Here is a 24,191-nt window from a genome sequence, read left to right as displayed (position 1 = left end):
CGGCTCGGCCGTCGGTGCGGCGGAGTCCTGCGGCGCGGTCAGCACGGTCACGGTGGTTTCCTCACTGGGTCGCTCGGTCACTGGGTTCGTGCGGGCGGGACGAGTCCCGGAGCAGCTGTGGGCGGCCGGGGCCCGGCCCGGAGGCCGGCCGTGGAGGCGGCGAGCCCCAGGGCGGATGTCCGGGCGTCGGGCCGGGCCCGCCGTACGGCACGCGGGCGGAGTCCGGAGAGCGCCGCGGCGGTCACCGGTGCGGTGCGCGGCGGGGTGACGGCGGCCCGGGCGGGCAGCATCGCGTGGAGCAGCCGGTCGGTCTCCCGGGACGGTGCCACCGCCAGGTCGTCCCGCAGCCGGCGCGCGCACAGTTCGTACCAGCGGCGCACGCAGGCGTGTTCGCCGCGCTCCCCGTGCGCCGTCATCAGCGCCCGGTAGGTCTCCTCGTGGTGCCGGTCGATGCCGAGGGTGCGGCGGCAGACCTCGATGAGGTCCGGGAAGTCCTCGCGCTCGGCGGCGTCCGCGCGCAGCACGTCCAGGGCTCGCAGGGCCAGCGACCGCAGGTACTCGCGGTGTTCGGCGACCCAGTCGGCGCGCTCGCCGCGGAGGAACTCGCCCGCGTAGAGCGCGACGGCGGACCGCAGCGGCTCGCGGGCGAGGGCCCGGTCGCCGGACGCGGCGGCTCTGAGCCCGGCGTGGGCGAGCTCCTGGAAGCGGTCCACGTCCGACCAGAGGTCGGCGATGTCGAGGGCGTAGCCGAAGTCGCGGTAGTGCAGCCGGATCCCGGACTCTCCGGGGCCGTCGGGGTGGGCGTCGAGGACCCGCCGCAGTGCGTGCGCCGCGACCTTCAGCGAACTGTCGCCGGCGGCTCCGTCGGAGCCGGGCCACAGTGCCTCGTACAGCCGGTCGCGGGTGAGGGTCTGACCTCGGTGGATCACGAGGTACTGGAAGAGTCCCCGGGACTTCCCGGCCCGCCAGCGCCGCACCGGGACGCCGTTCACGGTCAACTCGAAGTCACCCAGGAAGCGGATGCGTACCGCATGCCGTGCAATTCCGGTCACCGCGGTGGTCATCGCTTCCTCCTGAGGTCCGCCGCATGCCGTTCTGCCTGCGGCGATTCTGTTCCCGGGGTCTACATCCGGCCTATACCGGCCGGATAGCGCCTCTGTAGTTCCGTCATAGAGCGGCGGCGCACGCTGAGGCTCCGACGGTCCCGGCCGGCGCCCGAGGTTCAGGTCCTGCCCGGCCGGTCGTGCCGCGTCCGGCCCGCCTCTCCGCCGGCTCCCAGCGCCCGACCGCGATTCCCGACTCAGAAACGAGGGCTGCTCCATGACCAGCACCGACACCCGACTGAAGAAGGTCGTCATCCTGGGCGGCGGCACGGCCGGCTGGATGACGGCCGCGTATCTCGGCAAGGCTCTCCAGGGAACGGTCGACATCACGGTGCTGGAGGCGCCGACGATTCCGCGGATCGGGGTCGGCGAGGCGACCGTGCCCAATCTGCAACGCGCGTTCTTCGACTACCTCGGCATCCCCGAGGACGAGTGGATGCGGGAGTGCAACGCCAGCTTCAAGATGGCCGTGCGATTCGTGAACTGGCGGACCGAGGGCCGCGGCGAGTCGACGGCCAGGACGCTGCCGGACGGCCGGCCCGACCACTTCTACCACCCCTTCGGACTGCTGCCCGACTACGACCAGACGCCGCTGTCGCACTACTGGTTCAAGCGCAAGTACGAGGGCCGCACCACGGAGCCGTTCGACTACGCGTGCTTCCGCGAGCCCCCGATCATGGATGCGATGAAGGCGCCGCGCTGGCTCGACGGGCGCTCGGCCACCCGCTACGCCTGGCACTTCGACGCCCAGCTCGTGGCCGACTTCCTGCGCCGCTTCGCGGTCGAGAAGCAGAGCGTCCGGCACGTCGAGGACGAGATGACCGAGGTGGTCCAGGACGAGCGGGGCTTCGTCACCTCGCTGCGGACGAAGAGCGGCAAGGACCTGGACGCCGACCTCTTCGTGGACTGCTCCGGTTTCCGCGGGCTGCTCATCAACCGGGCGATGGCCGAGCCGTTCATCGACATGAGCGACCACCTGCTGTGCGACAGCGCGGTCGCCACCGCCGTGCCGCACGACGACGAGGCCGGCGGTGTGGAGCCCTACACCTCGGCGATCGCGATGTCGTCGGGCTGGGCCTGGAAGATCCCGATGCTGGGCCGCTTCGGCACCGGCTACGTGTACTCCGGCAAGTTCACCGACCAGGACGAGGCGACGGCCGAGTTCGCCGCGATGTGGGGGCTGGACCCGGAGAAGACGGCCTTCAACCACATCAGGTTCCGGGTGGGGCGCAACCGCCGGGCCTGGGTGAAGAACGTCGTCAGCATCGGGCTGTCGTCGTGCTTCCTGGAGCCCCTGGAGTCGACGGGCATCTACTTCATCACCGCGGCCATCTACCAGCTTGCCAAGCACTTCCCCGACACGACCTTCAACTCGGGTCTGGTCGACGCCTTCAACCGCGAGATCGAGGTGATGTTCGACGACACCCGTGACTTCATCCAGGCGCACTTCTTCTACGCCCCGCGCAACGACACGCCGTTCTGGCAGGCCAACAAGAAGCTGACGCTCCCCGACAACATCCAGCAGAAGATAGCGGCGTACCGCGCCGGCCTGCCCATCAACTCCCCCATCACCGACGAGTCGACGTACTACGGCAACTTCGAGGCCGAGTTCCGCAACTTCTGGACGAACGGCAGCTACTACTGCATCTTCGCCGGCCTGGGCCTGGAGCCGGACGCGCCGCTCCCTGCCCTGGCCTACAAGCCCGAGTCCGTGGCCGGGGCGGAGCCGCTGTTCGAGACGGTCAAGCGCCAGCAGCAGAACCTGCTGGAGACGCTGCCGAGCGCCTACGAGTACCTGAAGCGACTCCACTCGTAGGCCGATCGGGGCGGGGGCTTCCCCCGGTCCCCGCCCTCGACACCTCCCAGGCTCCGCAAGCACTCCGGCTCGGATCCGGGCCGGTCCAGGACCCGGTCCACCGCCGTTCCCACGGCCCGGCGCCCGGCGCAGTCCGCCGGACGCCGGGCCGTACTGCTTCGTCATCCACAGGGAGTCAGACATGCCCACCTTCCCATCTCGTCCTGACATACCGGACGGAGAACCGGCCGAGGGGACACCGGCGGCGGAGGATCCCGTCGTCCTCCACGAGGCGGACCTCCGGCCCTTCATGGCCGCCTTCCCCTCGGGCGTCTCCGTCGTCACCACCCTCGATGCCGACGGCCTGCCCCGCGGACTGACGTGCAGCTCGCTGGCGAGCGTGGCGCTCGCCCCGCCCACCTTGGTGGTGTGCATCCGGACGGCGAGCCCGACCCTGGAAGCGCTTCTCGCACAGGGGCAGTTCGCGCTCAACCTGCTGCACGAGCGGGCCCGGGGCACCTCGGACCTTTTCGCCTCCGGCGACCCTGCCCGCTTCGAGCGCACCGAGTGGCGGCTGCCGCTGGGGGCGAGCGGTCCGCACCTGACCGCGTCCGCCCACGCCGTCGCCGACTGCGCGGTCGTGAAGACCGCGGCCTTCGGCGACCACACGGCGGTCTTCGCCGAGGCCCGCCGGGTCACCGTGCGCCCGTCGGCGCAGCCGCTGCTCTACGGGCTGCGCCGCTACGCCGAGTGGTCCGCGGCCGCGGCGGCGCCTCCGCCGGCCGCTTCCCCCCGCCCGCCGCACGTCGTACCGCCCGAAGGAGCCGCCCGTGTCCGCGGCTGAGATCATGCCCGCGGTACTCGTCGCCGTACCGGCTGCGATCCTCGCCTGCCAGGCCGGCGCCGCGCTCCTGCGGAGGGTCGGCCAACCCCCCGTGATCGGCGAGATCGCCATGGGCATCGTCCTCGGCCCGTCGCTGCTCGGCTGGCTGTGGCCCGAGGCGCAGACCCTGCTCTTCCCGGAGTCGGTTCTGCCGTACACCTCGGTGCTCGGCCAGCTCGGCCTGCTGGGCTTCATGTTCCTCGTCGGGCTGGAGCTGGACCTCGGGACGCTGCGCGGCAGTTCGCGGACGGCGGTCGCGGTCAGCCAGGCGGGCATCCTGGTGCCGCTGGGCCTCGGCGCGCTGCTGGCCTTCCCGCTGTACGGCCGACTGGCCCCGGACGGGGTCGGGTTCCTGCCCTTCGCCCTGTTCGTGGCGGTGGCCATGAGCGTCACGGCGTTCCCGGTGCTGGCCCGGATCCTGGTCGACCGGGGGCTGTACGGAACTCCGCTCGGCGCGCTCGCGTTGGCGTGCGCGGCGGTCGACGACGTCGCCGCGTGGTGCCTGCTGGCGCTCGTGGTGGCGCTCGCCGCGGCCGGGTCGCCGTTCGACGCCGTGTCGGCGGCCGGGCTGACGGTCGCCTTCGGTGCCGCGATGCTGCTGGTGGTCCGGCCCCTGCTCGCCCGGTGGGCGGCACGGGGTCGTGCGGACCGGGCCAACGACGGGGTGGTCCTGGTTCTGCTGTTCAGCGGTCTGTGCCTGTGCGCGCTGGCCACGGACCTGATGGGGGTGCACACGCTGTTCGGGGCGTTCCTCTTCGGCGTGGCCGCGCCGCGCGGCCACCGGCGGGTCGAGGCGTCGGCAGCCCGGCTGCGCGCCGTGGTGGTGCCCGTCCTGCTGCCGCTGTTCTTCGTGCACACCGGCCTGAGCACGGAGATCGGGGCCCTGGCGGCGGACCCCGCGCAGTGGCTCTGGACCGGCGCGCTGCTCGCGGTGGCGGTGCTCGGCAAGTGGGGCGGATCGGCGGCCGCCGCCCGCCTGTGCGGGCGGTCCTGGCGGGAGGCCACGGCGATCGGGGCTCTGATGAACTGCCGGGGCCTGACGGAGCTGGTCGTACTGACCATCGGCCTCGAGCTCGGCGTCATCGGGCCGGACCTCTTCACCATGCTGGTCCTGGTGGCCCTGATCACCACGGCGGTCACCGCCCCGGTCGTCAGCCGCCTTCAGCGCGGGAAACAGCAGGCGCCGGCGGAGCCGGCGGCGACACCACCGGCCGGGGCGGCCGCGCCGTCGGGCTGAGCGACGCGCTTCCGCCAGCGGCCGCCCGGCCGCGCACAGCTCCTGCCGGTGGGCGACCGCTCACCGGCGGGAGCTGTGCGCGGGGGCCGTCTCCGTCCGGGCACGGCCCCCGCGGGCCGAGTTCAGCCCTCGAGGTCGCGCAGGTACTTCGCGAACTTCTCAAGGCCGTATGTGTGAGATCTGCCGGGAGGTCGGCGGACCGGGCGTCGCCGTGGGCCACAGCGGGACGGCACCGGGGGTGCTGCTCGACGCCGCGGACCCCGCATGCCCGCGCCGCGCCACCGACGCGGCGCAGGCCTGCACGGAACCGGCGGGCGGCGTGGCCGTCTACCGGACGCTCAGCTTCCCGAACGTCCCGCTCACGGGGCCGAGTTCTGCCGGTACCGGCGTGGCCGGCGGCCGACTCGGCATCGGCACCGGTTCGTAGGTGTCGGCGCCGGGACGTCGACGGCCGCTTGGCGGCGTGGGCGTCGGATGGTCGGCCGACGCGGTTGCGCGATTCCGTCGGCCCGGCGGGCGACTCACTCGGCGAGGCTCCGGCCGAGCTGCCCGCACGGGGCAGGACCATTCACTCCTGCGAGAGGCATCCCCGGCCACGGCGACTCTGTTGCTGAATTGCCTGCAGAGGCACGGGCAGGTCGGCATGATCGTTGGTGCGGTCGTTCTGTCTGCTCCGGCCGCAGGGGGTTGGCGCGGTGTCCATGCGGCCGGGGGGATTGCCGTCCATTCCTGAACAGACGGCCAGAACGGCCCGTGCGGCCTTCCCTGGTGGGAGCCTGCCCATGCGCGTGCGTGACCACCTTGCCGAGGTTTTCGACGACGCGTTGTTCACCGATGCGTTTCCCGATCGTGGGGCTCCCGCCCAGTCTCCGGCCCTGCTCGCGCTGGTGACGGTGCTGCAGTTCACGGAGAACCTGACCGACCGGCAGGCGGCGGACGCGTCGCGGGATCGCCTGTCGTGGAAATACGCGCTGGGCGCGGAGCTCTCCGATGCAGGCTTCGACTTCTCCGCGCTGTCGAGGTTCCGTGCCCGGCTGGTCGGGCACGGCCTGGAGCGGACACTCTTCGACAGGCTCGTCGAGCACTGCCGCGAGGCCGGGCTGATCAAGGCCGGTGGCAAGCAGCGCACGGACTCCACCCATGTGATCAGCGCGGTCCGTGACCTGAACCGGACCGAGCTGGCCGGGGAGAGTGTGCGGGCCGCTCTGGAGGCGCTGGCGGTGGCGGCGCCGTCCTGGCTGGCCGGCGTGATCGACGTCGCCGAGTTCGCCGAACGCTACGGGCCGCGCGTGGATGGCTGGACGATGCCGGGCTCGAAGACCAAGCGGGACCGGCTTGCCCAGGTCTTCGGCCAGGACGCGCTGGTCCTGTGCCGGGCGGCCTGGTCCGATACCGCGCCGGTGTGGGTCCGCGAGATCGAGGCGGTGGCCCTCCTGCGGCAGGTCATGGTGCAGACCTACATCATCCGTACCGATGGCCGGGGACGGGAGGTGATCAAGAAGCGGGACGCCGACGACAGCGGGGTCCCGCCCGGCCATATCCGCCTGGCCTCCCCGTACGACCCCGACGCCCGCTGGTCGGCCAAGGGCGACGACCTGTTCTGGCTCGGATACAAGGTCCACCTCACCGAGACCTGCGACACCCTCCCCGAAGCCGAAGCCGAAGCCGAAGCCGAAGCCGAAGCCGAAGCCGTGAGGCTTCCATTACGGCTGATCACGGATGTCCACACCACCGAGGCGACCGTTCCGGACGTCAAGGCCACCGCGCCCATCCAGCAGAACCTGGCCGAGCGGCAGGTCGCACCGGGCGAGCACTACCTCGACTCCGGATACCCCTCCGTCGACCTGGTCGTGGAAGCGGCGGGCCGGGGCATCGGCATGGTCACCCCGCTCCTGGCCGACCACTCCCCGCAGGCCAAGGCCGCCGAGGGCTTCGCCAAGAGCGCCTTCCGCGTCGACTGGAAGGCCCGCCAGGTCCACTGTCCCCAGGGGGCCACCAGCGCCGGCTGGTACCCGGTCACCCAGCACCGACGAGACGCCATCGTGATCGAATTCGCCCGAGCCGACTGCCGTCCCTGTCCCTCCCGGACCAACTGCACCAGCTCGGTCCGCGGTACCCGCATGCTCACCCTGCGTCCCCGTGAACTCCACGAACGCACCACCACAGCCAGAACCGAACAGGACACCGAGTCCTGGAGGGCCAAGTACGCCCTCCGCGCCGGCATCGAGAGCACCGTCAACCAGGCCCTCGACGTCACCGGCATCCGCCAGGCCCGCTACCGCGGGCTACCGAAAGTCACCCTCCAACACGCCTTCTCCGCCACCGCCCTCAACATCGTCCGCCTCGACGCCTGGTGGACCACCAACCCACTACGCAAGCCCCGCACCAGCCGACTGCAGCGCCTCAGCCACCAACTCGCCGGCTGAAGGATTCAGCAACAGAGTCCACGGCTCCGGCAAAGTCGTTTTGTAGGCCTGTGACGTGGGGTTTCGTGGGGTGGACGAGGTGCGCAGGCGTGTTCCGGTCCGGTTGGATGGGGGTTCCTACGCCTTGCCGTCCGACCAGGGGATCACGCCCGCGCCATGTCTGATGGAGCGTGCCGCTTGCGGGATACCGGGCAATGCAGCCAGACCCAGGACGGCGGCGGCAAGGCAGGCACCCGCGCCAAGGGCGAGCCCGACGCGCGGACCGAGGTGGTGTGAGACCACACCGATGATGGGCCCGCCGACTGGCGCACTGCCCAGGAACGCGACGGACCACAAGGCCGCAACCCGGCCCCGGAATGCTGGATCACTGACCAGTTGCAGGGTCGTATAGCCGATGGCGAGGAAGACGGTGCTTGCCACACCAACCAAGGTCAGGACCACCGCTTCAGCGGGTACGGTTGACACCGCCGCTGCAGCGGCGACCGTGGCGGCGAAGCCGACCGCGGCGCCGATCAAGGGGACGACGCCGACCTGGCCCAGGGAGGCGACCACGAATCCGCCGACCATGGAGCCCAGCCCCATGGCGGAGGACAGAAAGCCGTAGGTTCGCGCTCCGCCATGCATGACAGTGCGTACCAGCAGCGGCAGGAGGACCTGGAAATTGCAGGCGAGGGTGCCGATGAGCGCCATTATCGCCAGAGGTACCCACAGACCGGCTGTGCGGCGCACGTAGCCGTATCCGCAGCCGGCGCAGGCGGCCAGGCCCTGGAGCAGGGAGGGCACCTTGCTGTTGCGGGAGGCGTACTTCTTGTTGTCGGCCAGGCGCTGAGCTGCGCGTTCGAACGTGGCACGGCTGATGATCGCGGGGACCGGGATCTCGATCCACTCCTCGCGGGGCCGGTCGACGGCCTTGACGGCGCGTGGGGTGGAGCGGCCCTCAAGGCGGGCGATGCGGTTCAGGCCGGGCGACTCGTGGACTGTCATCGTCTTGCCGAAGACGGCCGACCCCATGTAGGCAGGGTTGCGGAGCATGCCCCACACGACGCTGCGGTCCCACCGGGCCTTGCCGGTGCGGGTCGAGGTGCCGGTGCTGGTGAGTCAGCGGGTCAGCTCGGCGATCGAGGCGCCCTCGTCGGTGTAGCGGCGGAACAACTCGGCCACCAGCGCCGCCTCGTGCTCGACGATCTCGTAAGTCGCGCCGTGCTCAGGGGTTTTCCGCAGGTAGCGGTAGCCGAACGGGGCGCCACCGAGCACGTTGACCGAGCCGGTGCGGGCCCGGTAGGTCTTGCCGCGTCGGTAGCGTTCCATCAGCTGGGCCTTCTCGTACTCGGCGAACATGCCCTGGAACTGGATCAGCAGCTGGTCTTCGGGGCTGTCGCCCCGCGGGCCCTTGACGAACTCCACCCGGCAGCCGCAACGGGCGAACTCCTCGATCAGCAGGGCCTGGTAAGCGAACTTGCGGGCCAGCCGGTCCGGGCTGTAGCACAGCGCCACATCCACGCATCCGGTGGCGATCAGGTCCCGCAGCCGCTCCAGGGCGGGCCGCACCAGCGTGGCGCCGGAGTGCCCCTCGTCCTCGAACACCCACTCCTCGGGCAACTCAAGATGCAGCCGGGCGGCATGTGCACGCAGGGCTGCGGTCTGCGAGCCGATCGTCTGGTCCTTCTTCTGCCGGGCCGAGGACACCCGAGCGTAGATCGCCGCGCTGGTCACCGGGCGGCCCTCCCTTCTCCCGGCCGGTCCCCGTCCGGACCCGCCGCTGTGGCGCCAACAGGGCGTACGCCGCCGACAGATCCGCAGCCGCGTGCCGGTCGAAGACGTACTCCGTCTGAACCTCCTGGCCCCGCCCGCTCACGGGCCCGAACGCTTCCCCGGCTCGTCACGCTGCAGGAACTCGGCCAGGGCCCGGGCCACCACCGACGAGAGGGTGGCCTCACGGGCGCGGGCGTGCGCACGCACCTGCCCTGCCAGCGAGCCCGGCAGCTTGACGGTGAACACCACACTCGTCTCGGGAACCTCAACCCGGCCAGCAGCCATCGCCTGCTCCACATACCGGCGTGCCTGGCGTACGGACACGCCATACCTGCTGGCCATCGTGTGTGCGGCGTCGGTGGCGGGCATACCCGCTTCGACCAGATCAGCGGCGGCGTTGATCCGCCGGGCGTACTCGACGCCATCGACACGATCGCCACGAACCATGTCACAAACCTACTACCCACTGTGACGCCCCTTACCCTCGGCGCGGGGAAGGAGTTCCAGCCTCCGATAACCGAGCGTCACCTCGAAGCAGAAGTTGCCCATTGCGTTGGGGGCGTGAGGTTTCCCTTGTGCGATCAGCCGGGCAGAGACCCGGGGACCGCGCACCGGGACGTGGCGCAGCTTGGTAGCGCACTTGACTGGGGGTCAAGGGGGCGCAGGTTCAAATCCTGTCGTCCCGACTTGTGAAAGTCGCAGGTCAGGGGCCGTTTCAGAGTGATCTGAAACGGCCCCTTGGTCTTTTGGGACCAGTTGGGGACCGACTCGCCTTGACCGCGGCAGCGGGGGACCACGATCGGGCTCGGTAGTCCACTCCGGCAGGCGCCCGACGGGCATGAGGGTGTGCACCGCCCCTACGCAGCCTCGCTAATCGTGACTGAGGGTGATGGAGCGGCCTTTGGCGCGGCGCACCACCAGGACGGCCAGCCCGACGGCCAGCCAGCAGCTTCCGACGATCTGGGCGTGCCGGTTGGCGCTGTAGAGCACGTAGCCGTTGATCACGAAGCCGAAGAAGGGGACCACCAGGTGCATGCCGTAGGTGTCCTCGCGGCGGCGGACCAGGAAGTGGAACGCGACCGAGAGATGCAGCATCAGGAAGGAGAACAGGGCTCCGAAGTTCACCAGCGAGGCGACGAGGTCCACCTGGCCGGCAAGGGGGAGCCCCAGGGAGAGGCTGATGGCGGCCACGAGGACGAGGGCGCGTTCGGGTACCCGGCGCTTGGGGTTGACGTGTGCCAGGAAGCGGGGCAAATGGCCGTCACGCGCCATGGCGAACAGCAGACGCGACGTGGCCGTCTGCGCAACGAGTGAGGTCGCGACAGCCGTGGCGAGCACGGTGGTGACTGCGGTGAGGTTCCTCAGCCACATACCACCCGCGATCTCGGCGACGTCGTAGAACGCGGTGTTCTCGGCCGCCTCGTTCGGAAGGCTCGTCTGACCGGGCAGCAGGAGTGCGGCCAGGTAGGTCTGGGCGATGAACAGCACGGCGACGATGAGCAGGCACAGCAGCGTGGCGCGGCCGACGATCCTGGGGCCGCCTTTGACCTCTTCGGCCAGCGTGGAGACGGCGTCGAAGCCGATGAACGACAGAGCCGCGACCGACAGCGCGGAGAAGATCAGTCCGAGTGAGAACACCGACGGGTTGTAGATCGGGTTCAGGCTCCAGTGCGCACCATTCTTGCCCTGGGCCACGGCGATGACGGCGAACACCATGAAGATGACCAGCACTGTCAGTTCCACCACCAGGAACATCTTGTTCATGGCGGCCGTGATGACGACGCCCATCAGGTTGACCGCGGTGTTGAAGGCCACGAAGACCACGATCCACACATGCTGCGGCACAGAGGGAAGTACGGACTGGATCGCGACGGCCCCGGTCACGTAGAGCAGAGTCGGTGCCAGCAGGTAGTCCAACAGGACCATCCATCCGGAGATGAATCCGACTTCGGGTGCCAGCCCCCGTCCTGCGTAGGAGTAGACCGAGCCTGCGATGGGGAACTCCCGGGACATCTCCCGGTAGCTGAGGGCCGTGAACGTCATCGCAACCAGACCGGCGAGGTACGTGAGCGCCACCATGCCCTTGGAGGCGTCGAAGACCACACCGAAGATGACGAACGGCGCGATCGGGACGATGTAGATCAGGCCGTACACCAGCAGATCGCGCAGCCGCAAGCTCCTGCTGAGCTGTTGCTCGTACCCGAACCGGGACAGTGTGTCGCCTGAGTTGCGCGGAGCGGGGGAAGATTCGTCAAGGGGCTGCTCGGACAAACTCTCCCTCTTCCATCAGTGACGGCGGAGACGCCGCGGGACCAGCCGATGGGCGAAGTGAGGGGCGAAAGAGGCGGCGAGGGGCGGCGTCACGTCGCTCCTTCCCCGCACGATAGAGGGGTGATCGCCGGTGGTGCCGGCAACACCACGCGCAGTTCCCCCTTCTGATTCCGCGGCCGCTGTTTCGCGCACGAAGCGGGGCGGTTGCTGAACCCGTCGAAGGGACGCGCGTGCGCGCCGCGCGGGGCCCGACGGATGGCCGGTTACGCGGCAGGCGGGGGAATGTCTTCGGTCGCCGAATATGACACAGGGCCACCGCACGACCGGCCGAAGGAGACGGCGCGGCCTTGCCGGCGGCGTGCGGGCCAACGGGCCCGAAGGGCGACGGCTACGGCGCTGGCGTGAGCGGTCGAGGTCATCCGATGAAGACTGCGGCGTCAGTCCTCCTGGGCGAGCGCCTGGCGTGCCTGAAGCACGTTCTGCACCACCAGCTCCACGCTCGCCTCGTCATCGAACGGCGAAACGAGGTAGGACTTCAGTGCCAGAACCGGCTCACCGTAGTGAGTCTCCTGATAGGCCTCCGTTCGAGAGATGGCAACGCCCAGGCCGTGCATGGCCCGGTCATGCAGGTAGTCGGCGACGCGGCGGTTGTATTCGTTGTGGGCGCGGACCTCCTCCCGCATGGCCGGGTCACTCAGCTCACGCTCCTCTATGTCGAAGGTGTCGACTCCGTCGGGATAGGCGCGGAACAGCGTGACGATGCCGAGGCTCTCCCGATTGAGCACACGGATACGCGGCTGCCCCGCCAGTTGCTCACGCAGATGCTGCGAAAGATCGATGAGGTGCCCGAGTACGGCTCGCCAGCCCTGCTTGCCGAACAGACGGAGATTCGCGAGGGCCGCCAGGGCGCTGCCGCCCATGCGCGAGGTTTCCAGTGTGTACAGCCCCGGGTGGTAGTCGCCGTGCTGGTAGAGCATCGGCATCGTCTCGGGTTCCCTGCCGAGCAGTTGCAGGTCGCGGCCGTCCTTGAACAGGATGAGACTGCAGATGTACGGCGTGAAGCCGGTCTTGTGGAAGTCGACGCCCACGGAGTCAGCCATGCTGAGCGCCTTGATGCGATGGCTGGCGTCCGAGAGTGCCCGGATCGTGAGCGGTTTGAATCCCAGCGGGTTCGCCTCGAAATCGTAGTCGTTGAACACGGACCACGCCCAGCCGCTCACCGCGTCGGCGTGGACGTGAGGCTTGTACGACAAACTGTGCTTCTCCACCAGTTCGTCGCGCGTTCGGACAACGGCTTCCAGGTCGTCGATACCGAAGGCATCGGTCGTGCCAATCGTGCAGATGACGGCGGCTATCTTCTTGCCTGCGCTGATGGCCTGTTCCATGGCGCTGCGCAGCGCTCCGACGTCCATCTCGCTTCGGTTGTTGGTGGGTACGGCGATCGAGTTGTCCGTTCCGATACCCAGCCAACCCGCGACGGTGATTCGGCAGTAGTGGCTGCGGTCACTGGCGAAGGTCACGAGTTCGTCGCGAGTGCCGGTGTTCATCGCGCCGGGCTGGGCCTTCTCCAGCCCGACCTTGACGCCGTAGAGGTTCGTTGCGGTGCCGCCGAACGTGAACAGCCCGCCCGCCTGATGCGGTGTGTAGCCAAGCAGCGACGAGCATGCCGCCACCACTTCGACTTCGGCCACGGCGACGCGATGACTGTACTCGTCCGAGACGATGTTCGGGTTGTACATGTGTGCGAGTGTCATGCCGACGACCGAGGGGATGGTCGCAGGTGGTATGACGTTCTGCTGCGTGTGTGGGTGGCCCCAGATGGTGAAACCTTCGAAATAGGAAACCAACTCGGCGACCACTGCTTCCAGCGGCTCGCCCTCCTCCGCGAGTGTGGTCGCGCGAGCCGTGTCGTAGTCCAGGTCCTCACGGTGGCCGAGCAGGGGCGTGTCGTTCTTGAGGTCGTCCAGTCCGTCGAGTGCGCGCAGGACGGTGTGGGCGACGTAGGAGTCATGGAAGGGTGCACTCACGGGCTGGGGAAACGCGTCGCGCAGGCCCGCAAGGATGTCCTGGTACCGCAAAGTCAACTGCTACTCCAGACGTGAACATGCTGCCTGGTAAGAGGTGCCGACCGCCAGGAAAAGGGAGTCGACGCAGTACCCGGAGGCACGCCGTCCGTCCGACCGGCGTCGCATCCAGCAGGGCGGATCACTGCAAGCACTGATCTGGCGAACCGTCGTTGTCGTCAGATCAGTAGTCACCCACCCCCATCCTTCCGCGCCTGGAGAGGTCGGGCAACTCGGGTAGGTGTCCCCGTGCAGGAGGCTGCTATGGAACCGGATTGGGTGTAGTTCGCTTTGAGGGACTGTGATCATGCCGTGAGTTCGAGGGTGTCGCGGTAGCGGATCGCATGGATGCGCAGGTGTTCGCGTTGCATGTGGTATTCCCAGTACGCGTCGAAGTCGCCGTTGCTCAGCGCGGCGCGCAGTTTGAGGACGGCCTCCGCGCCCTCCAGCCCCCAGCGGGCGCCGGTGATGTCCATCCGGTCCTTGACCAGGTGCCGGCAGGCGCCTTCGATCACGCCGGTGGCGATCGGCCAGCCCTCCTCCAGCGCGGTGTCGTAGCTCAGATACGGCAGTTTCGCCCGCAGGTAGCCGACCGCCTTGCCCACCCCGGCCCGCTTCGACTCGGGCAGCTCTGGATGGCGTCCCGTGGTGTGGTGTAGTCGTTCTTGGCCGATGTGCGCCCCCAGCTCGCCACCGCGTTGCCCCTGGTGGACCGCTCGTGCGCCCTGAACGAGGACGGGCCACCGTGCAACTCTCCGCGGTGAACGGTGAATCCGACCGGGAGGTGCACGATGGCCCTGGCCCATGATGACCTGCTCCGCCTTCTGGAGTCACTGCGCTCGGCGGACGGACTGGAGATCGTCCGGTCCGCGGCCGAACGAGTCCTGCAAGAACTGATAGAAGCCGAGGCGACACAGCACATCGGTGCCGCATGGGGCGAGCACACCGAGACCCGCACCGCCTATCGCAACGGCCACCGCGAACGGACCCTGACCACCCAGGCCGGCGACCTGGAACTCGCGATCCCCAAACTCCGCGCCGGCACCTTCTTCCCCAGCCTCCTCGAGCGCAGGCGCCGCGTCGACCAGGCCCTCTACGCCGTCATCATCGAGGCATACGTCCATGGCGTGTCCACCCGCAGCGTCGACGACGACTCTGTTGCTGAATTCGTCAGCTGGCGAGCTGGTGGCTGAGGCGTTCCAGTCGGCTGGTGCGAGGCTTGCGTAGGGGGTCGGTGGTCCACCAGGCGTCGAGGCGGACGATGTTGACAGCGGTGGCGGAGAAGGCGTGTTGGGGGGTGACTTTCGGCAGGCCGCGGTAGCGGGCCCGGCGGATGCCGGTGACGTCGAGGGCCTGGTTGACGGTGCCCTCGATGCCCGCGCGGAGGGCGTACTTGGCCCTCCAGGACTCGGTGTCCTGCTCGGCGCGGGCTGTGGTGGTGCGTTCGTGGAGTTCACGAGGCCGCAGGGTGAGCATGCGGGTGCCGCGGATGGAGGTGGTGCATGTGGCCTGGGAGGGGCAGGGCCTGCAGTCGGCCCGGGCGAAGTCGATCACGATGGCGTCGCGGCCATGCTGGACGACCGGGTACCAGCCGGCGCTGGTGGCCCCCTGGGGACAGTGGACCTGGCGGGCCCTCCAGTCGACGCGGAAGGCGCTCTTGTCGAAGCCCTCGGCGGCCTTGGCCTGGTGCGAGTGGTCGGCCAGGAGTGGGGTGACCATGCCGATGCCCCGGCCCGCCGCTTCCACGACCAGGTCGACGGAGGCGTATCCGGAGTCGAGGTAGTGCTCGCCCGGTGCGACCTGCCGCTCGGCCAGGTTCTGCTGGACGGGCGCGGTGGCCTTGACGTCCGGAACGGTCGCCTCAGTGGTGTGAACGTCCGTGATCAGCCGTAATGGAAGCCTCACGGCTTCGGCTTCGGCTTCGGCTTCGGCTTCGGCTTCGGCTTCGGCTTCGGCTTCGGCTTCGGCTTCGGCTTCGGCTTCGGGGAGGGTGTCGCAGGTCTCGGTGAGGTGAACCTTGTATCCGAGCCAGAAGAGGTCATCGCCCTTGGCCGACCAGCGGGCGTCGGGGGCGTAGGGGGAGGCCAGGCGGATATGGCCGGGCGGGACCCCGCTGTCGTCGGCGTCCCGCTTCTTGATCACCTCACGTCCCCGGGCATCGGTGCGGACGATGTAGGTCTGCACCATGACCTGCCGCAACAGGGCCACCGCCTCGATCTCACGGACCCACACCGGGGCGGTATCGGACCAGGCCGCCCGGCACAGGGCCAGCGCGTCCTGGCCGAAGACCTGGGCGAGCCGGTCCCGCTTGGTCTTCGAGCCCGGCATCGTCCAGCCGTCGACGCGCGGCCCGTAGCGTTCGGCGAACTCGGCGACATCGATCGCCCCGGCCAGCCAGGACGGCGCCGCCACCGCCAGCGCCTCCAGAGCGGCCCGCACACTCTCCCCGGCCAGCTCGGTGCGGTTCAGGTCACGGACCGCGCTGAGCACGTGGGTGGAGTCGGTACGCTGCTTGCCACCGGCCTTGATCAGCCCGGCCTCGCGGCAGTACTCTACGAGCCTGTCGAAGAGGATCCGTTCCAGGCCATGCCGGCCAGCCGGGCACGGAACCTCGACAACGCGGAGAAGTCGAAGCCGGCATCGGACAGCTCCGCGCCCAGCGCGTACTTCCACGACAGGCGGTCCCGTGACGCGTCCGCGGCCTGCCGGTCGGTGAGGTTCTCGGTGAACTGCAGCACCGTCACCAGGGCAAGCAGCGCCGGGGACTGGGCGGGAGTACCGCGGTCGGGAAAGGCATCGGTGAACAACGCGTCGTCGAAGACTTCGGCAAGGTGGTCACGCAGGCGCATGGGCAGGCTGCCACCGGGAAAGGCGGCGCGGGCCGTCCTGGCGGTCTGTTCCGGAACAGGCGGCAATCCCCCCGGTCGCATGGACACCACACCGACCCCCTGCGATCGGGGCAGACACAACGACCGCACTAATGATCATGCCGAACTGTCCAGTGCCCCTGCAGGCAATTCAGCAACAGAGTCCAGCTCCGCGGCAAAACCGCCACGGCCGAGGTCCCCGAGCGTCAGCGCGTCCTGCGGCTCCTGGTCAAGGACGTCCTCATCGGTCCCGAAAAGATCACCATCCGGCACCGCATCCCGGTCCGCGAACAGGCCACCGAGGGTGATCGACAACATCACGTCACCGATACGGAGGGTGACACGCGCCTGAGTTATCCATTGCGTTGGGGGCGTGCTGTCCCCGCTGCTCGCGAACATCGCCCTGGGCGTGATCGACGAGCACTTCGACGCGAAGCGACGAAGCCTTTCCAAGGAATGGCACCGGCGCCGCCACCGCCGCGAAGGAGGAGCGACTTACCGGCTTGTCCGGTACGCCGACGACCTCGCAGTGATGGTGTTAGGCACCCGGGAGCACGCTGAAGCGCTCCGCGACGAGGTCGCAGACGTCGCCGCCACCATCGGGCTGCGTCTGGCCGAGGGCAAGACCCGAACCGTCCATATTGACGGCGGTTTCGACTTCCTGGGCTGGCACATCCAGCGCCACGTCCAATGGGGCTCGAACCGCCGCATGGTCTACACCTATCCCAGCGACAAGGCCGTCAAGTCGGTCCGGTCCCGGGTCAAGGAACTGACCGGACGACAGACGATGAACATCGACCCCGGCACGGTCTTCACCCTCCTCGGGCAGACCCTCCGGGGCTGGACCGCCTACTTCCGCCACGGCGCATCCAAGATCACTTTCAGTGAGCTGGAACACCACCTGTGGCACCGCGTATGGAAGTGGCTACGCCGACGCCACCGGCGCCGGCACTGGAGATGGATCACCCGCACCTACGGCAGCCCCCACAACCGGTGGGGATTCACCGCCGATGGTGTGGAACTGTTCAACCCCGCGAAGGTACCCATCCGGCGATACCGCTACCGGGGCAACACCATCCCCACCCCGTGGTCCGGACGACCAGCCCACACCACCGCTTGAGGGACTCGTAGAGAGCCCGGTGCCGGGAAACTGGCACGCCGGGTTCGGACGAGCGGCCAGGGGAAACGCCCGCCAGAAACGGCGGAAACGCGCCCCTGGCCGACTCGTACAACCGCCTGCACTGGGTCCGCGACGTCACCTTCAACGAAGACCGCTCCCAGGTCCGCACCGGCAACACCCCTCGCGTCATGGCCAGCCTGCGCAACACCACGATCACCCTGCTCCGCCTGAACGGACACCACAACATCGCAGCCGCCCTACGGCACCACGCCCGAGACACCAACCGCCCCATCAATCTGCTCCTGACAGCATGATCACGACTTTGCCGGAGCCCTGCATCCCCGGCCCCGTCGCCGATCCGAAAGCAGCCCGCCGCCGTGCGTACGACCAGGGTCAGACAGAACGCGAGATAGTCCGCGACGCCCTGCGGTGAGCCGAGACGGTGCAGGACGACGGCCATGACGCCGTAGCCCGTACTGGCCACGGCGGCCAGAGAGCGGCGGAAGCAGTCCTGATGGACCCCGGCCGATTACAGGGCCACGCCCATGCCTTCTGCGGCGCTTCGGCCGGTGGGCCTGCCCGGCCTCGGCCTACTTGGATTCGATCCGTCCGAGCGGGTCGGGGCCGGAGGCCAGGGCGTCACGGGCAGCCTGCCAGGCGGCGTCCCCGGGGTAGAGCTCGCTGCGAAGGTAGGCGCAGGCGAGCCGTGCGACTGCGGCGACCCGCTCGGGATTCTCGTCCGTGGTTTCGGCGACGTCGTATCCCGAGACCCCACCGAGCCCGTGCTCCGCGTCGTGCAGGGTGAGCAGTGACTTGGGGCCGGGGGAGAGCCTGTACGGATCGGCGTGCCAGGCCGGTCCGGCGACCGTCAGGAAGGCGGAGTCGTCCCTGTCGCCGGCAACGACGAGCACGGGCGCGGTCATCGTGGAGAAGTCCGTGGTCAGGAAGAACGGGTAGTTCTCGACGGTGAACTCGGTGAGGGCGTCACCGCCCCGGCCGGGCGGGGCGAGCAGCACGCCCGCCGTGATCCGGGGCTCCACCAGGTCGACCTCGGTTCCGTCGTGCGGATCGGTGAGGCGGGCGCCCAGCAGAAGGCTCGCGGTGTGCCCGCCCATCGAGTGCCCGGCCACGGCGACCCGGCTGCGATCCAGGCGCCCCGGGAGCTGCGGGACGGCGGCCTCGATCTCGTCGAGGCGGTCGAGGACGCGTTTCATGTCCTCGGCCCGGGTGCGCCAGTGCGCAGCGGCCTCGGACGTGTCGGGATCCGGGTTCAGCGTCCTGGAGTCCAGGTGGGTCGGCTGGATCACCGCGAAGCCGTGTGCCGCCCAGATGTTGGCGAGAGGGGCGTAACCGTTCAGCGAGGAGAGGTTGTTGGAGAAGCCGAGACCGTGTGAGAGGAGGATCACCGGAAGCTCGCTCCCGGTCAGCGGGGCGGTGACGCGCACCTGCAGGTCCACGGCGCGATCGGGGGCCGGGAGCACCACCGGGCTGACCGAGAGGACGGGGGTGGGCGAGCCGGGGGCGTCGACTGCGCGAGCGGGGTTACTCATGATGAGCGTGCCTTTCGATGGCCCACTGCCGGCGAGTCTCGGCCGGCGGGGGTAGGGCGGAGCGACCGCTGTCGGCTAAGCTGAAGCGGATCGATGTTCCACTTACGATACGGATCGGCGATCCGTTTAGTCAACGGTCTTGGGAAGGAGTACCTGGTGCCCGCTGCAGGCCAGCCCGAAGGCGCGTCATCCCGCAGCAAGCGGGCGGACGCGGTGCGCAACCAGCAGACGCTGCTCGACGCAGCCGCGGAGGTCTTCGTGACCTCGGGGGTCGATGCGCCGATCCGCGAGATCGCGGCCCGGGCGGGCGTCGGGCTCGGGACGCTCTACCGCCACTTCCCGACCCGCGCGGACCTCGTCGCCGCGGTCTACCGCCACCAGATCGAGGCGTGCGCCGAGGCCGGCCCGACCCTGCTGGCCGGCGCCGCCTCCCCGTTCGACGCACTGCGCCAGTGGGTCGACCTCTTCGTCGACTTCCTGGTCACCAAGCACGGGCTCGCGGACGCCCTGCAGTCCGACAGCGACCGCTTCGCCGCCCTGCACACCCACTTCCTCGACCGGCTGATGCCCGTCTGCGCCCAACTACTCGACGCCGCGGTCGACGCCGGCGACATCAGGCCCGGCATCCAGCCCTACGAACTCATGCGCGGCATCGGCAACCTCTGCATCGGACGGGACACCGACGCCCGCTACGACCCCCGCCGGCTGATCGAACTGCTCCTCCGGGGACTGCGGTGACGTCTGCGCACGGCGCCAGGTCACCACCGACCCGGTACCCCTGCGATAGATCCGCAGCAGCCGTTGCCCGTCGTCGTCATCGATCTCGCGCACGCGCTCGTTCCGCCACCCCGGCGTTCGCCGCCACGGCACCAGGCTGGGCCTGCTCGAAACCGGAAATCGCCATGACCGCGCCGGCGATGCACACCGGCCTTCGTCACGTGGCGATCGCCGGCCCTCGGCTTCAACCAACCGACTCCACGGAGGGGGCCACCGCCCGCTCAAACAATGCAATCACCATAAACGGCTCCTGGCGTGGACTCGTCCGGTACGCGAGGTGACTGGTCCGGGAATGTCGAGATCCTGGCTCGATCTTCGCCGACGAGGTCGGCTCCGACCGCTTCTTCTATACTGTTGACATTGCACATCGTCTCCCCTGGTTTCGAAAGTCCTGAGACTTCGCCGCTGTACACCACACCTGCCAGCCTGGACAACGCCTATGGCACCGAAAGTGGAGGAACGGCGAAGATCTCGAAATACCGCAACGGGCGACCCCCATGCTGGCCATTGGAAACCCGACCCCATCGAACGAATCTAGCAAAACTCGACGCTACGGTCGCCGCATAGCGATGAAGAACATCGAACGACACTTGCGACGTTGGCCGCTGAGAACTGTAGTTACATTTCATTTCACAGACCGCGCACGTCTTAAATCCTTTGATGACCGACCTGGAGATCAAAAATGTCGAACATTTCCCTGCGCTATGGGTACGCGGACACCCCATTGGGGCAGCTTCACTATGCCGAGGCAGGAACCGGTGAACCGATGATCCTCGTCCACCAAACCCCGCGCTCACTTGACGAGTTCCGCGAGGTGCAGCCCCTACTCGCGGTAGAACGTCGCGTGATCGCCATGGACATGTACGGCTTCGGCATGTCGGCAAAGTTTCCGGCCCCTCAGAGGATCGAAGACTACGCGGCCGGCGTCATCGCCCTTGCCGATGCACTGGGCCTTCGCCGATTCGCGATACTCGGACACCACACCGGCTACTTCGTGGCCTCAGAAGTTGCTTCCGCAGTACCGGAGCGGATCACTGCGGCCATCATGTCTGCGGGCGAATGGGTAGACGAAGAATTCCGTGAAGCCGCGGCGAACATGGATCCCAGCGACCCGGCGTACGGCGTGGATGACGCGCCGGCACAGGAGGATGGTTCCCACCTCATGGCACTCTGGGCGAAGCGCTACCCGCTCTACCCCAAGGGCCATCCAGAAATTCTGCATCGCTTCATCCGTGACGCCCTCACCGAGGGCGTCGATCCGACCGAGGGCCACCGTGCGTGCGCTACCTACGAGATGGAGAAAAGGGTCGGACTGGTCACTGCTCCCGTCCTGATCATCGCTGCCACCGCAGACCCGGTGTCTTACCCGCACACAGACAGACTTCGCGAGGTCTACACCAACGCGAAGTCCGTGGCTGTCGTCGAGATCGAGGACGGAATGATCCCTCTCATGGAGCAGAAGGCCCCCGAGGTTGCCGCAGCAGTCGGCTCCTTCCTCGCCAGGATCAACCTCTAATTAGACACTCCCGCTGATCGGCGCCGCACCGGGTGCCCCGTACACACGGGGTGGCCCCGAAGCCGTGCAGCCGTCACCAGATCCCGATGAGCAAGGTGATTGCGGCGATCGCCCAAAAGGATCCACCCACACGAAAAAGGATGACCCAGAAAGGGGTGGCCGCCCTTCTCTGACTCTTGAGGTAAACCTTCTCGACAACCCCCTTGTAGTTGGCCAGGACCAGGAGGCCAATTATCAGCATGAAGGGGGCAAACCCCACCCTGACAATGATGTCGTCACTGAATTTTGCAGCAAGTTTCATTTTCATCGCCCTATGAGATCGTAAATCGCCGGACGGCCTGCCGCACTCATGGGTGCGGCAGGCCACCTGACATCAGGGTTCATAGATAGGAGATCAGCCGAACAGGTCGCTGATAGCATCCTTGATCATTCCACCGCTGCCGGTGAAATTGCATCCGATGGAGATTTCCACTTCTGCAGGCATTCAATCCCTCCATGCGCCGCCCAAACTTGCTTCCCCTTGGGATTTTCCGCGCCGATCCCGAACTCAATTCCCATGTTCACGCCCGCACCCCAGGCCGCGCTCGCCCCGAAGTCGATGCCGTGAACCGTGAAGCTGCCCGGGATCATCGGCGTTACCGGCCAGCGGGTTGACTTCCGCGCTGCCGCCAACGGTGGGGAAGTCGACGCCGACCGATATGGCCAACGCCCATAGTTCAATCGGCCAGCGTAGAGTCGAACCACGTCGGGCCGTCGGTGAGCGCCTGCTTGATCCGGAAGAGGGCGAACTCCTCGAGCTCGGGCAGCGCGTCGACGGGGAACCACCCCACCTCCAGCGACTCCTCGTCGTTGACGCGTGCCTCACCGCCGACCGCCCGGCAGCGCAGGCACACGTCCATGAACTGGCACCGGTCGCCGTTGGGGTAGGTCACCGGCCGTGCGAACGTCTGGACGAGCACGATGCGCTCGGGGACGCAGCGTACGGCGGTCTCCTCGTACACCTCGCGCACCGCTGCCGTGGCCGGCTGCTCCCCCGGTTCCGGGATGCCGCCGATGATCGACCACTTGCCCGTGTCGGCGCGTCTTCCCAGAAGCACCCGTCCCCCGTCGTCGAAGACCACGGCGCTGACCCCCGGCAGGAAGAGCAGCTGGTGACCGGCGGTGGTCCGGATCTCACGGATGAAATCGGGGATGCCCATGAACCGACCCTAACGGGCCGCGGCCCGACGCTCCTTCGCGCGGGTGCGACCCACCCAGCCCATGGCGCCCAGCGCGAGTACTGCGAGGACGCCCTCGGGGAGAGTGCCCACGCGGGTCGCGGGAGTCAGGGAGGAACGCAGCGGCACCTCGGCGACCAGGGCGTCCGGGGTGAACATCCGGGTCTGCTGGACGATCGTCCCGTCCGGCCGGATGACGGCGCTGACACCGCTGGTGACGGGCACCACGACGGCCCTGCTGTGCTCGACCGCCCGCACCCGGGACATCGCCAGTTGCTGGTAGGTCATCTCGCTGCGGCCGAAGGTGGCGTTGTTGCTGGGAACGGAGATCAGCTGGGCACCGTGCGTGACGGTGTCCCGCACCGCCCAGTCGAAGGCGGCCTCGTAGCAGGTGGCGAGGCCCACCTTGGTGCCCGCCAGATCGAAGACGCCCACCTTGTCGCCGGGGCCGAAGTCGCGGCGGACCCGGTCCACGTCGGAGCTGAAGAGGCGGACGAAGGGCCGCATGGGAATGTACTCGCCGAACGGCTGCACGTGCCGTTTGTCGTAGGTGGCCACCGGCCCCTTCTCGGGGTCCCAGGTGATCAGGGTGTTGCGCAGCGGCCCGGTGTCGGGGGTCAGAACGGCCCCGATCACGGTCGGCGCCCCGATGGCCTTGACGGCCCGGTCGATCACCAGCCGTGCGTCGCCGTTGCGGTACGGGTCGAGGTCCGAGGAGTTCTCCGGCCACAGCACGAAGTCCGGCTCGGGCACCCTGCCCGCGGCGACGTCCTCGGCGAGCTGCTCGGTGCGGTTCGCGTGGTTGTCGAGGACGGCCCGGCGCTGTGCGTTGAAGTCGAGGCCGAGCCGCGGCACGTTGCCCTGGATGGCCGCGACGGTCGCCGTGCCGTCCTCGGCCGAGTCGTCGACGAGGGGCAGCGCCGCGACGGCGGCGGTGACGGGGACGAGGACGGTGAGCGCGGCGGCGGCGAGCGGCCCGCGCGGGAACTCGCCCGTCCTCCGCTGCTGGCGGAGGCGGCGGGCCGTCTCGTACAGCCCGAAGCCGCACAGCGCGACCGCGAAGCCCAGCACGGGGGTACCGCCCACCGCGGCGAGCGGCAGGAAGACACCGTCCGCCTGACCGAAGGCGATCTTGCCCCAGGGGAATCCGCCGAAGGGGACCCGCGCGCGCAGCCCCTCACCGAGGATCCACACGGCGGCTGCCCACACCGGCCACAGCGGCAGCCGGGACACGACGGCGACGCCGACGCCGGTCAGGGCGACGAACAGCGCCTCGACCGCGGCCAGGGCCAGCCACGGGACGGCGCCGACCTCTTCTCCCGTCCAGACGAGCAGCGGCAGCAGGAAGCCCAGCCCGGCGAGGTGGCCGAGCCCGAACGCGGCCCGCGCCCGCCGCCCGCGGAGGCACCAGCCGAGCAGCGCGAAAGCGGGGAGCGCCAGCCACCAGAGCGGGCGCGGCGGGAAGCTCAGGAACAGCACGACCCCGGACAGCACGGCCGCGGCGGGCCTGGCGAGCCGCCGCAGCAACCGGCCGGCCCGGTCGGAGGAGGCGGGTACGGGCTGCCGGGTACCGGTGGGGGTGATGGTGGCGCTCACGTGCCGGAGTCTACGGCG

Annotated in this window: 23 protein-coding genes, 1 tRNA gene and 3 pseudogenes; 11 read left to right on the top strand and 16 right to left on the bottom strand. The window is 68.9% G+C overall.

Annotated elements, in window-relative coordinates; translation table 11 throughout:
* Positions 1-77 precede the first annotated feature (77 nt).
* Positions 78-1,064, bottom strand: a complete 987-nt coding sequence (locus tag FEF34_RS34425) for an AfsR/SARP family transcriptional regulator (RefSeq protein WP_171053203.1) — start codon at positions 1,062-1,064, stop codon at positions 78-80.
* Positions 1,065-1,320: 256 nt separating this feature from the next.
* On the opposite strand from FEF34_RS34425, the gene FEF34_RS34420 reads away from it, so the two are divergent.
* The 5 genes from FEF34_RS34420 (at position 1,321) to FEF34_RS34400 (ending at position 7,444) form a co-directional block, all read left to right on the top strand.
* Positions 1,321-2,919, top strand: coding sequence for a tryptophan halogenase family protein (locus FEF34_RS34420; RefSeq protein WP_138056651.1), 1,599 nt, complete (start codon positions 1,321-1,323; stop codon positions 2,917-2,919).
* Positions 2,920-3,100: 181 nt separating this feature from the next.
* Positions 3,101-3,742: a flavin reductase family protein gene (locus tag FEF34_RS34415; protein ID WP_138056650.1), complete on the top strand. Its 642-nt coding sequence runs from the start codon at positions 3,101-3,103 to the stop codon at positions 3,740-3,742.
* Positions 3,729-5,018 carry a cation:proton antiporter domain-containing protein gene (locus FEF34_RS34410; protein WP_234042659.1) on the top strand — a complete coding sequence of 430 codons (1,290 nt, stop codon included), beginning with the start codon at positions 3,729-3,731 and terminating at the stop codon, positions 5,016-5,018. The genes FEF34_RS34415 and FEF34_RS34410 overlap by 14 nt, the downstream gene beginning before the upstream one ends.
* A 169-nt stretch (positions 5,019-5,187) precedes the next feature.
* Complete coding sequence (locus tag FEF34_RS34405; protein ID WP_234042658.1) at positions 5,188-5,445, top strand: hypothetical protein; 258 nt, start codon at positions 5,188-5,190, stop codon at positions 5,443-5,445.
* A gap of 274 nt (positions 5,446-5,719) precedes the next feature.
* Positions 5,720-7,444: an IS1182 family transposase gene (locus FEF34_RS34400; protein WP_138057900.1), complete on the top strand. Its 1,725-nt coding sequence runs from the start codon at positions 5,720-5,722 to the stop codon at positions 7,442-7,444.
* A 117-nt stretch (positions 7,445-7,561) separates the two neighbouring features.
* Here the strand turns inward: FEF34_RS34400 and FEF34_RS42160 are convergent, their stop codons facing one another.
* The 4 genes and pseudogenes from FEF34_RS42160 to FEF34_RS34390 form a co-directional block, all read right to left on the bottom strand.
* A complete protein-coding gene (locus FEF34_RS42160) occupies positions 7,562-8,266 on the bottom strand; it encodes an MFS transporter (protein ID WP_407698370.1) in 705 nt (234 codons plus the stop codon).
* Positions 8,267-8,530: pseudogene (locus FEF34_RS43815) on the bottom strand (recombinase family protein); the annotation flags it as partial. It lies immediately after the preceding gene.
* A gap of 12 nt (positions 8,531-8,542) precedes the next feature.
* Positions 8,543-9,157 (bottom strand): recombinase family protein, encoded by a 615-nt coding sequence (locus tag FEF34_RS42155; RefSeq protein ID WP_199800718.1) that lies wholly within the window; start codon positions 9,155-9,157, stop codon positions 8,543-8,545.
* Positions 9,158-9,295: 138 nt separating this feature from the next.
* Entirely contained in the window at positions 9,296-9,643 is a 348-nt protein-coding gene (locus FEF34_RS34390; RefSeq protein ID WP_138056649.1) for a hypothetical protein, read from the bottom strand.
* A gap of 165 nt (positions 9,644-9,808) precedes the next feature.
* Here FEF34_RS34390 and FEF34_RS34385 point away from each other — a divergent pair.
* Positions 9,809-9,882: transfer RNA gene (locus FEF34_RS34385), tRNA-Pro, on the top strand.
* A gap of 184 nt (positions 9,883-10,066) precedes the next feature.
* Here FEF34_RS34385 and FEF34_RS34380 read toward each other — a convergent pair.
* The 3 genes and pseudogenes from FEF34_RS34380 to FEF34_RS34370 all read right to left on the bottom strand — a co-directional run.
* A complete protein-coding gene (locus FEF34_RS34380) occupies positions 10,067-11,467 on the bottom strand; it encodes an APC family permease (RefSeq protein WP_138056648.1) in 1,401 nt (466 codons plus the stop codon).
* Positions 11,468-11,904: 437 nt separating this feature from the next.
* Positions 11,905-13,545 carry a pyridoxal phosphate-dependent decarboxylase family protein gene (locus tag FEF34_RS34375; RefSeq protein WP_138057899.1) on the bottom strand — a complete coding sequence of 547 codons (1,641 nt, stop codon included), beginning with the start codon at positions 13,543-13,545 and terminating at the stop codon, positions 11,905-11,907.
* Positions 13,546-13,835: 290 nt separating this feature from the next.
* Positions 13,836-14,150 (bottom strand): annotated as a pseudogene (locus FEF34_RS34370) (ISKra4 family transposase); the annotation flags it as partial.
* Between the two features lie 171 nt (positions 14,151-14,321).
* Here FEF34_RS34370 and FEF34_RS34365 point away from each other — a divergent pair.
* Positions 14,322-14,681: pseudogene (locus FEF34_RS34365) on the top strand (transposase); the annotation flags it as partial.
* 19 nt (positions 14,682-14,700) lie between these two features.
* Here the strand turns inward: FEF34_RS34365 and FEF34_RS34360 are convergent.
* The 3 genes from FEF34_RS34360 to FEF34_RS34355 form a co-directional block, all read right to left on the bottom strand.
* Positions 14,701-16,020 carry a transposase gene (locus FEF34_RS34360; RefSeq protein WP_199800716.1) on the bottom strand — a complete coding sequence of 440 codons (1,320 nt, stop codon included), beginning with the start codon at positions 16,018-16,020 and terminating at the stop codon, positions 14,701-14,703.
* A gap of 62 nt (positions 16,021-16,082) precedes the next feature.
* Positions 16,083-16,379: a transposase gene (locus FEF34_RS42150; protein WP_199800715.1), complete on the bottom strand. Its 297-nt coding sequence runs from the start codon at positions 16,377-16,379 to the stop codon at positions 16,083-16,085.
* Between the two features lie 135 nt (positions 16,380-16,514).
* Entirely contained in the window at positions 16,515-16,715 is a 201-nt protein-coding gene (locus tag FEF34_RS34355; RefSeq protein WP_138056647.1) for a hypothetical protein, read from the bottom strand.
* A 55-nt stretch (positions 16,716-16,770) separates the two neighbouring features.
* Between FEF34_RS34355 and FEF34_RS34350 the strand changes: the two genes are divergently transcribed.
* Both FEF34_RS34350 and FEF34_RS44030 read left to right on the top strand, forming a co-directional pair.
* Entirely contained in the window at positions 16,771-17,517 is a 747-nt protein-coding gene (locus FEF34_RS34350) for a group II intron maturase-specific domain-containing protein (RefSeq protein WP_199800714.1), read from the top strand.
* 188 nt (positions 17,518-17,705) lie between these two features.
* Positions 17,706-17,831, top strand: a complete 126-nt coding sequence (locus FEF34_RS44030) for a hypothetical protein (RefSeq protein ID WP_325063659.1) — start codon at positions 17,706-17,708, stop codon at positions 17,829-17,831.
* A gap of 276 nt (positions 17,832-18,107) precedes the next feature.
* Here FEF34_RS44030 and FEF34_RS34340 read toward each other — a convergent pair whose 3' ends face one another.
* Complete coding sequence (locus FEF34_RS34340) at positions 18,108-19,067, bottom strand: alpha/beta hydrolase family protein (protein ID WP_138056645.1); 960 nt, start codon at positions 19,065-19,067, stop codon at positions 18,108-18,110.
* 153 nt (positions 19,068-19,220) lie between these two features.
* Here FEF34_RS34340 and FEF34_RS34335 point away from each other — a divergent pair, with 153 nt between their 5' ends.
* A complete protein-coding gene (locus FEF34_RS34335) occupies positions 19,221-19,805 on the top strand; it encodes a TetR/AcrR family transcriptional regulator (protein ID WP_407698369.1) in 585 nt (194 codons plus the stop codon).
* A 721-nt stretch (positions 19,806-20,526) separates the two neighbouring features.
* A complete protein-coding gene (locus tag FEF34_RS34330) occupies positions 20,527-21,360 on the top strand; it encodes an alpha/beta fold hydrolase (protein WP_199800712.1) in 834 nt (277 codons plus the stop codon).
* 73 nt (positions 21,361-21,433) lie between these two features.
* On the opposite strand, the gene FEF34_RS34325 is transcribed toward FEF34_RS34330, so the two are convergent.
* The 4 genes from FEF34_RS34325 to lnt all read right to left on the bottom strand — a co-directional run bounded on the left by FEF34_RS34325 (position 21,434) and on the right by lnt (position 24,173).
* Positions 21,434-21,667: a hypothetical protein gene (locus FEF34_RS34325; RefSeq protein WP_138056643.1), complete on the bottom strand. Its 234-nt coding sequence runs from the start codon at positions 21,665-21,667 to the stop codon at positions 21,434-21,436.
* Between the two features lie 119 nt (positions 21,668-21,786).
* Complete coding sequence (locus FEF34_RS34320; RefSeq protein ID WP_138056642.1) at positions 21,787-21,990, bottom strand: hypothetical protein; 204 nt, start codon at positions 21,988-21,990, stop codon at positions 21,787-21,789.
* Positions 21,991-22,076: 86 nt separating this feature from the next.
* A complete protein-coding gene (locus FEF34_RS34315; protein ID WP_138056641.1) occupies positions 22,077-22,559 on the bottom strand; it encodes an NUDIX hydrolase in 483 nt (160 codons plus the stop codon).
* Between the two features lie 9 nt (positions 22,560-22,568).
* Positions 22,569-24,173: an apolipoprotein N-acyltransferase gene (lnt, locus tag FEF34_RS34310; RefSeq protein WP_138056640.1), complete on the bottom strand. Its 1,605-nt coding sequence runs from the start codon at positions 24,171-24,173 to the stop codon at positions 22,569-22,571.
* Positions 24,174-24,191 lie beyond the last annotated feature (18 nt).

The organism is Streptomyces marianii (assembly GCF_005795905.1).
GTDB classification, from domain to species: domain Bacteria; phylum Actinomycetota; class Actinomycetes; order Streptomycetales; family Streptomycetaceae; genus Streptomyces; species Streptomyces marianii.
The sequence above is the reverse complement of the archived record's forward strand: the minus strand, read 5'-3'. Positions and strand labels throughout refer to the sequence as shown.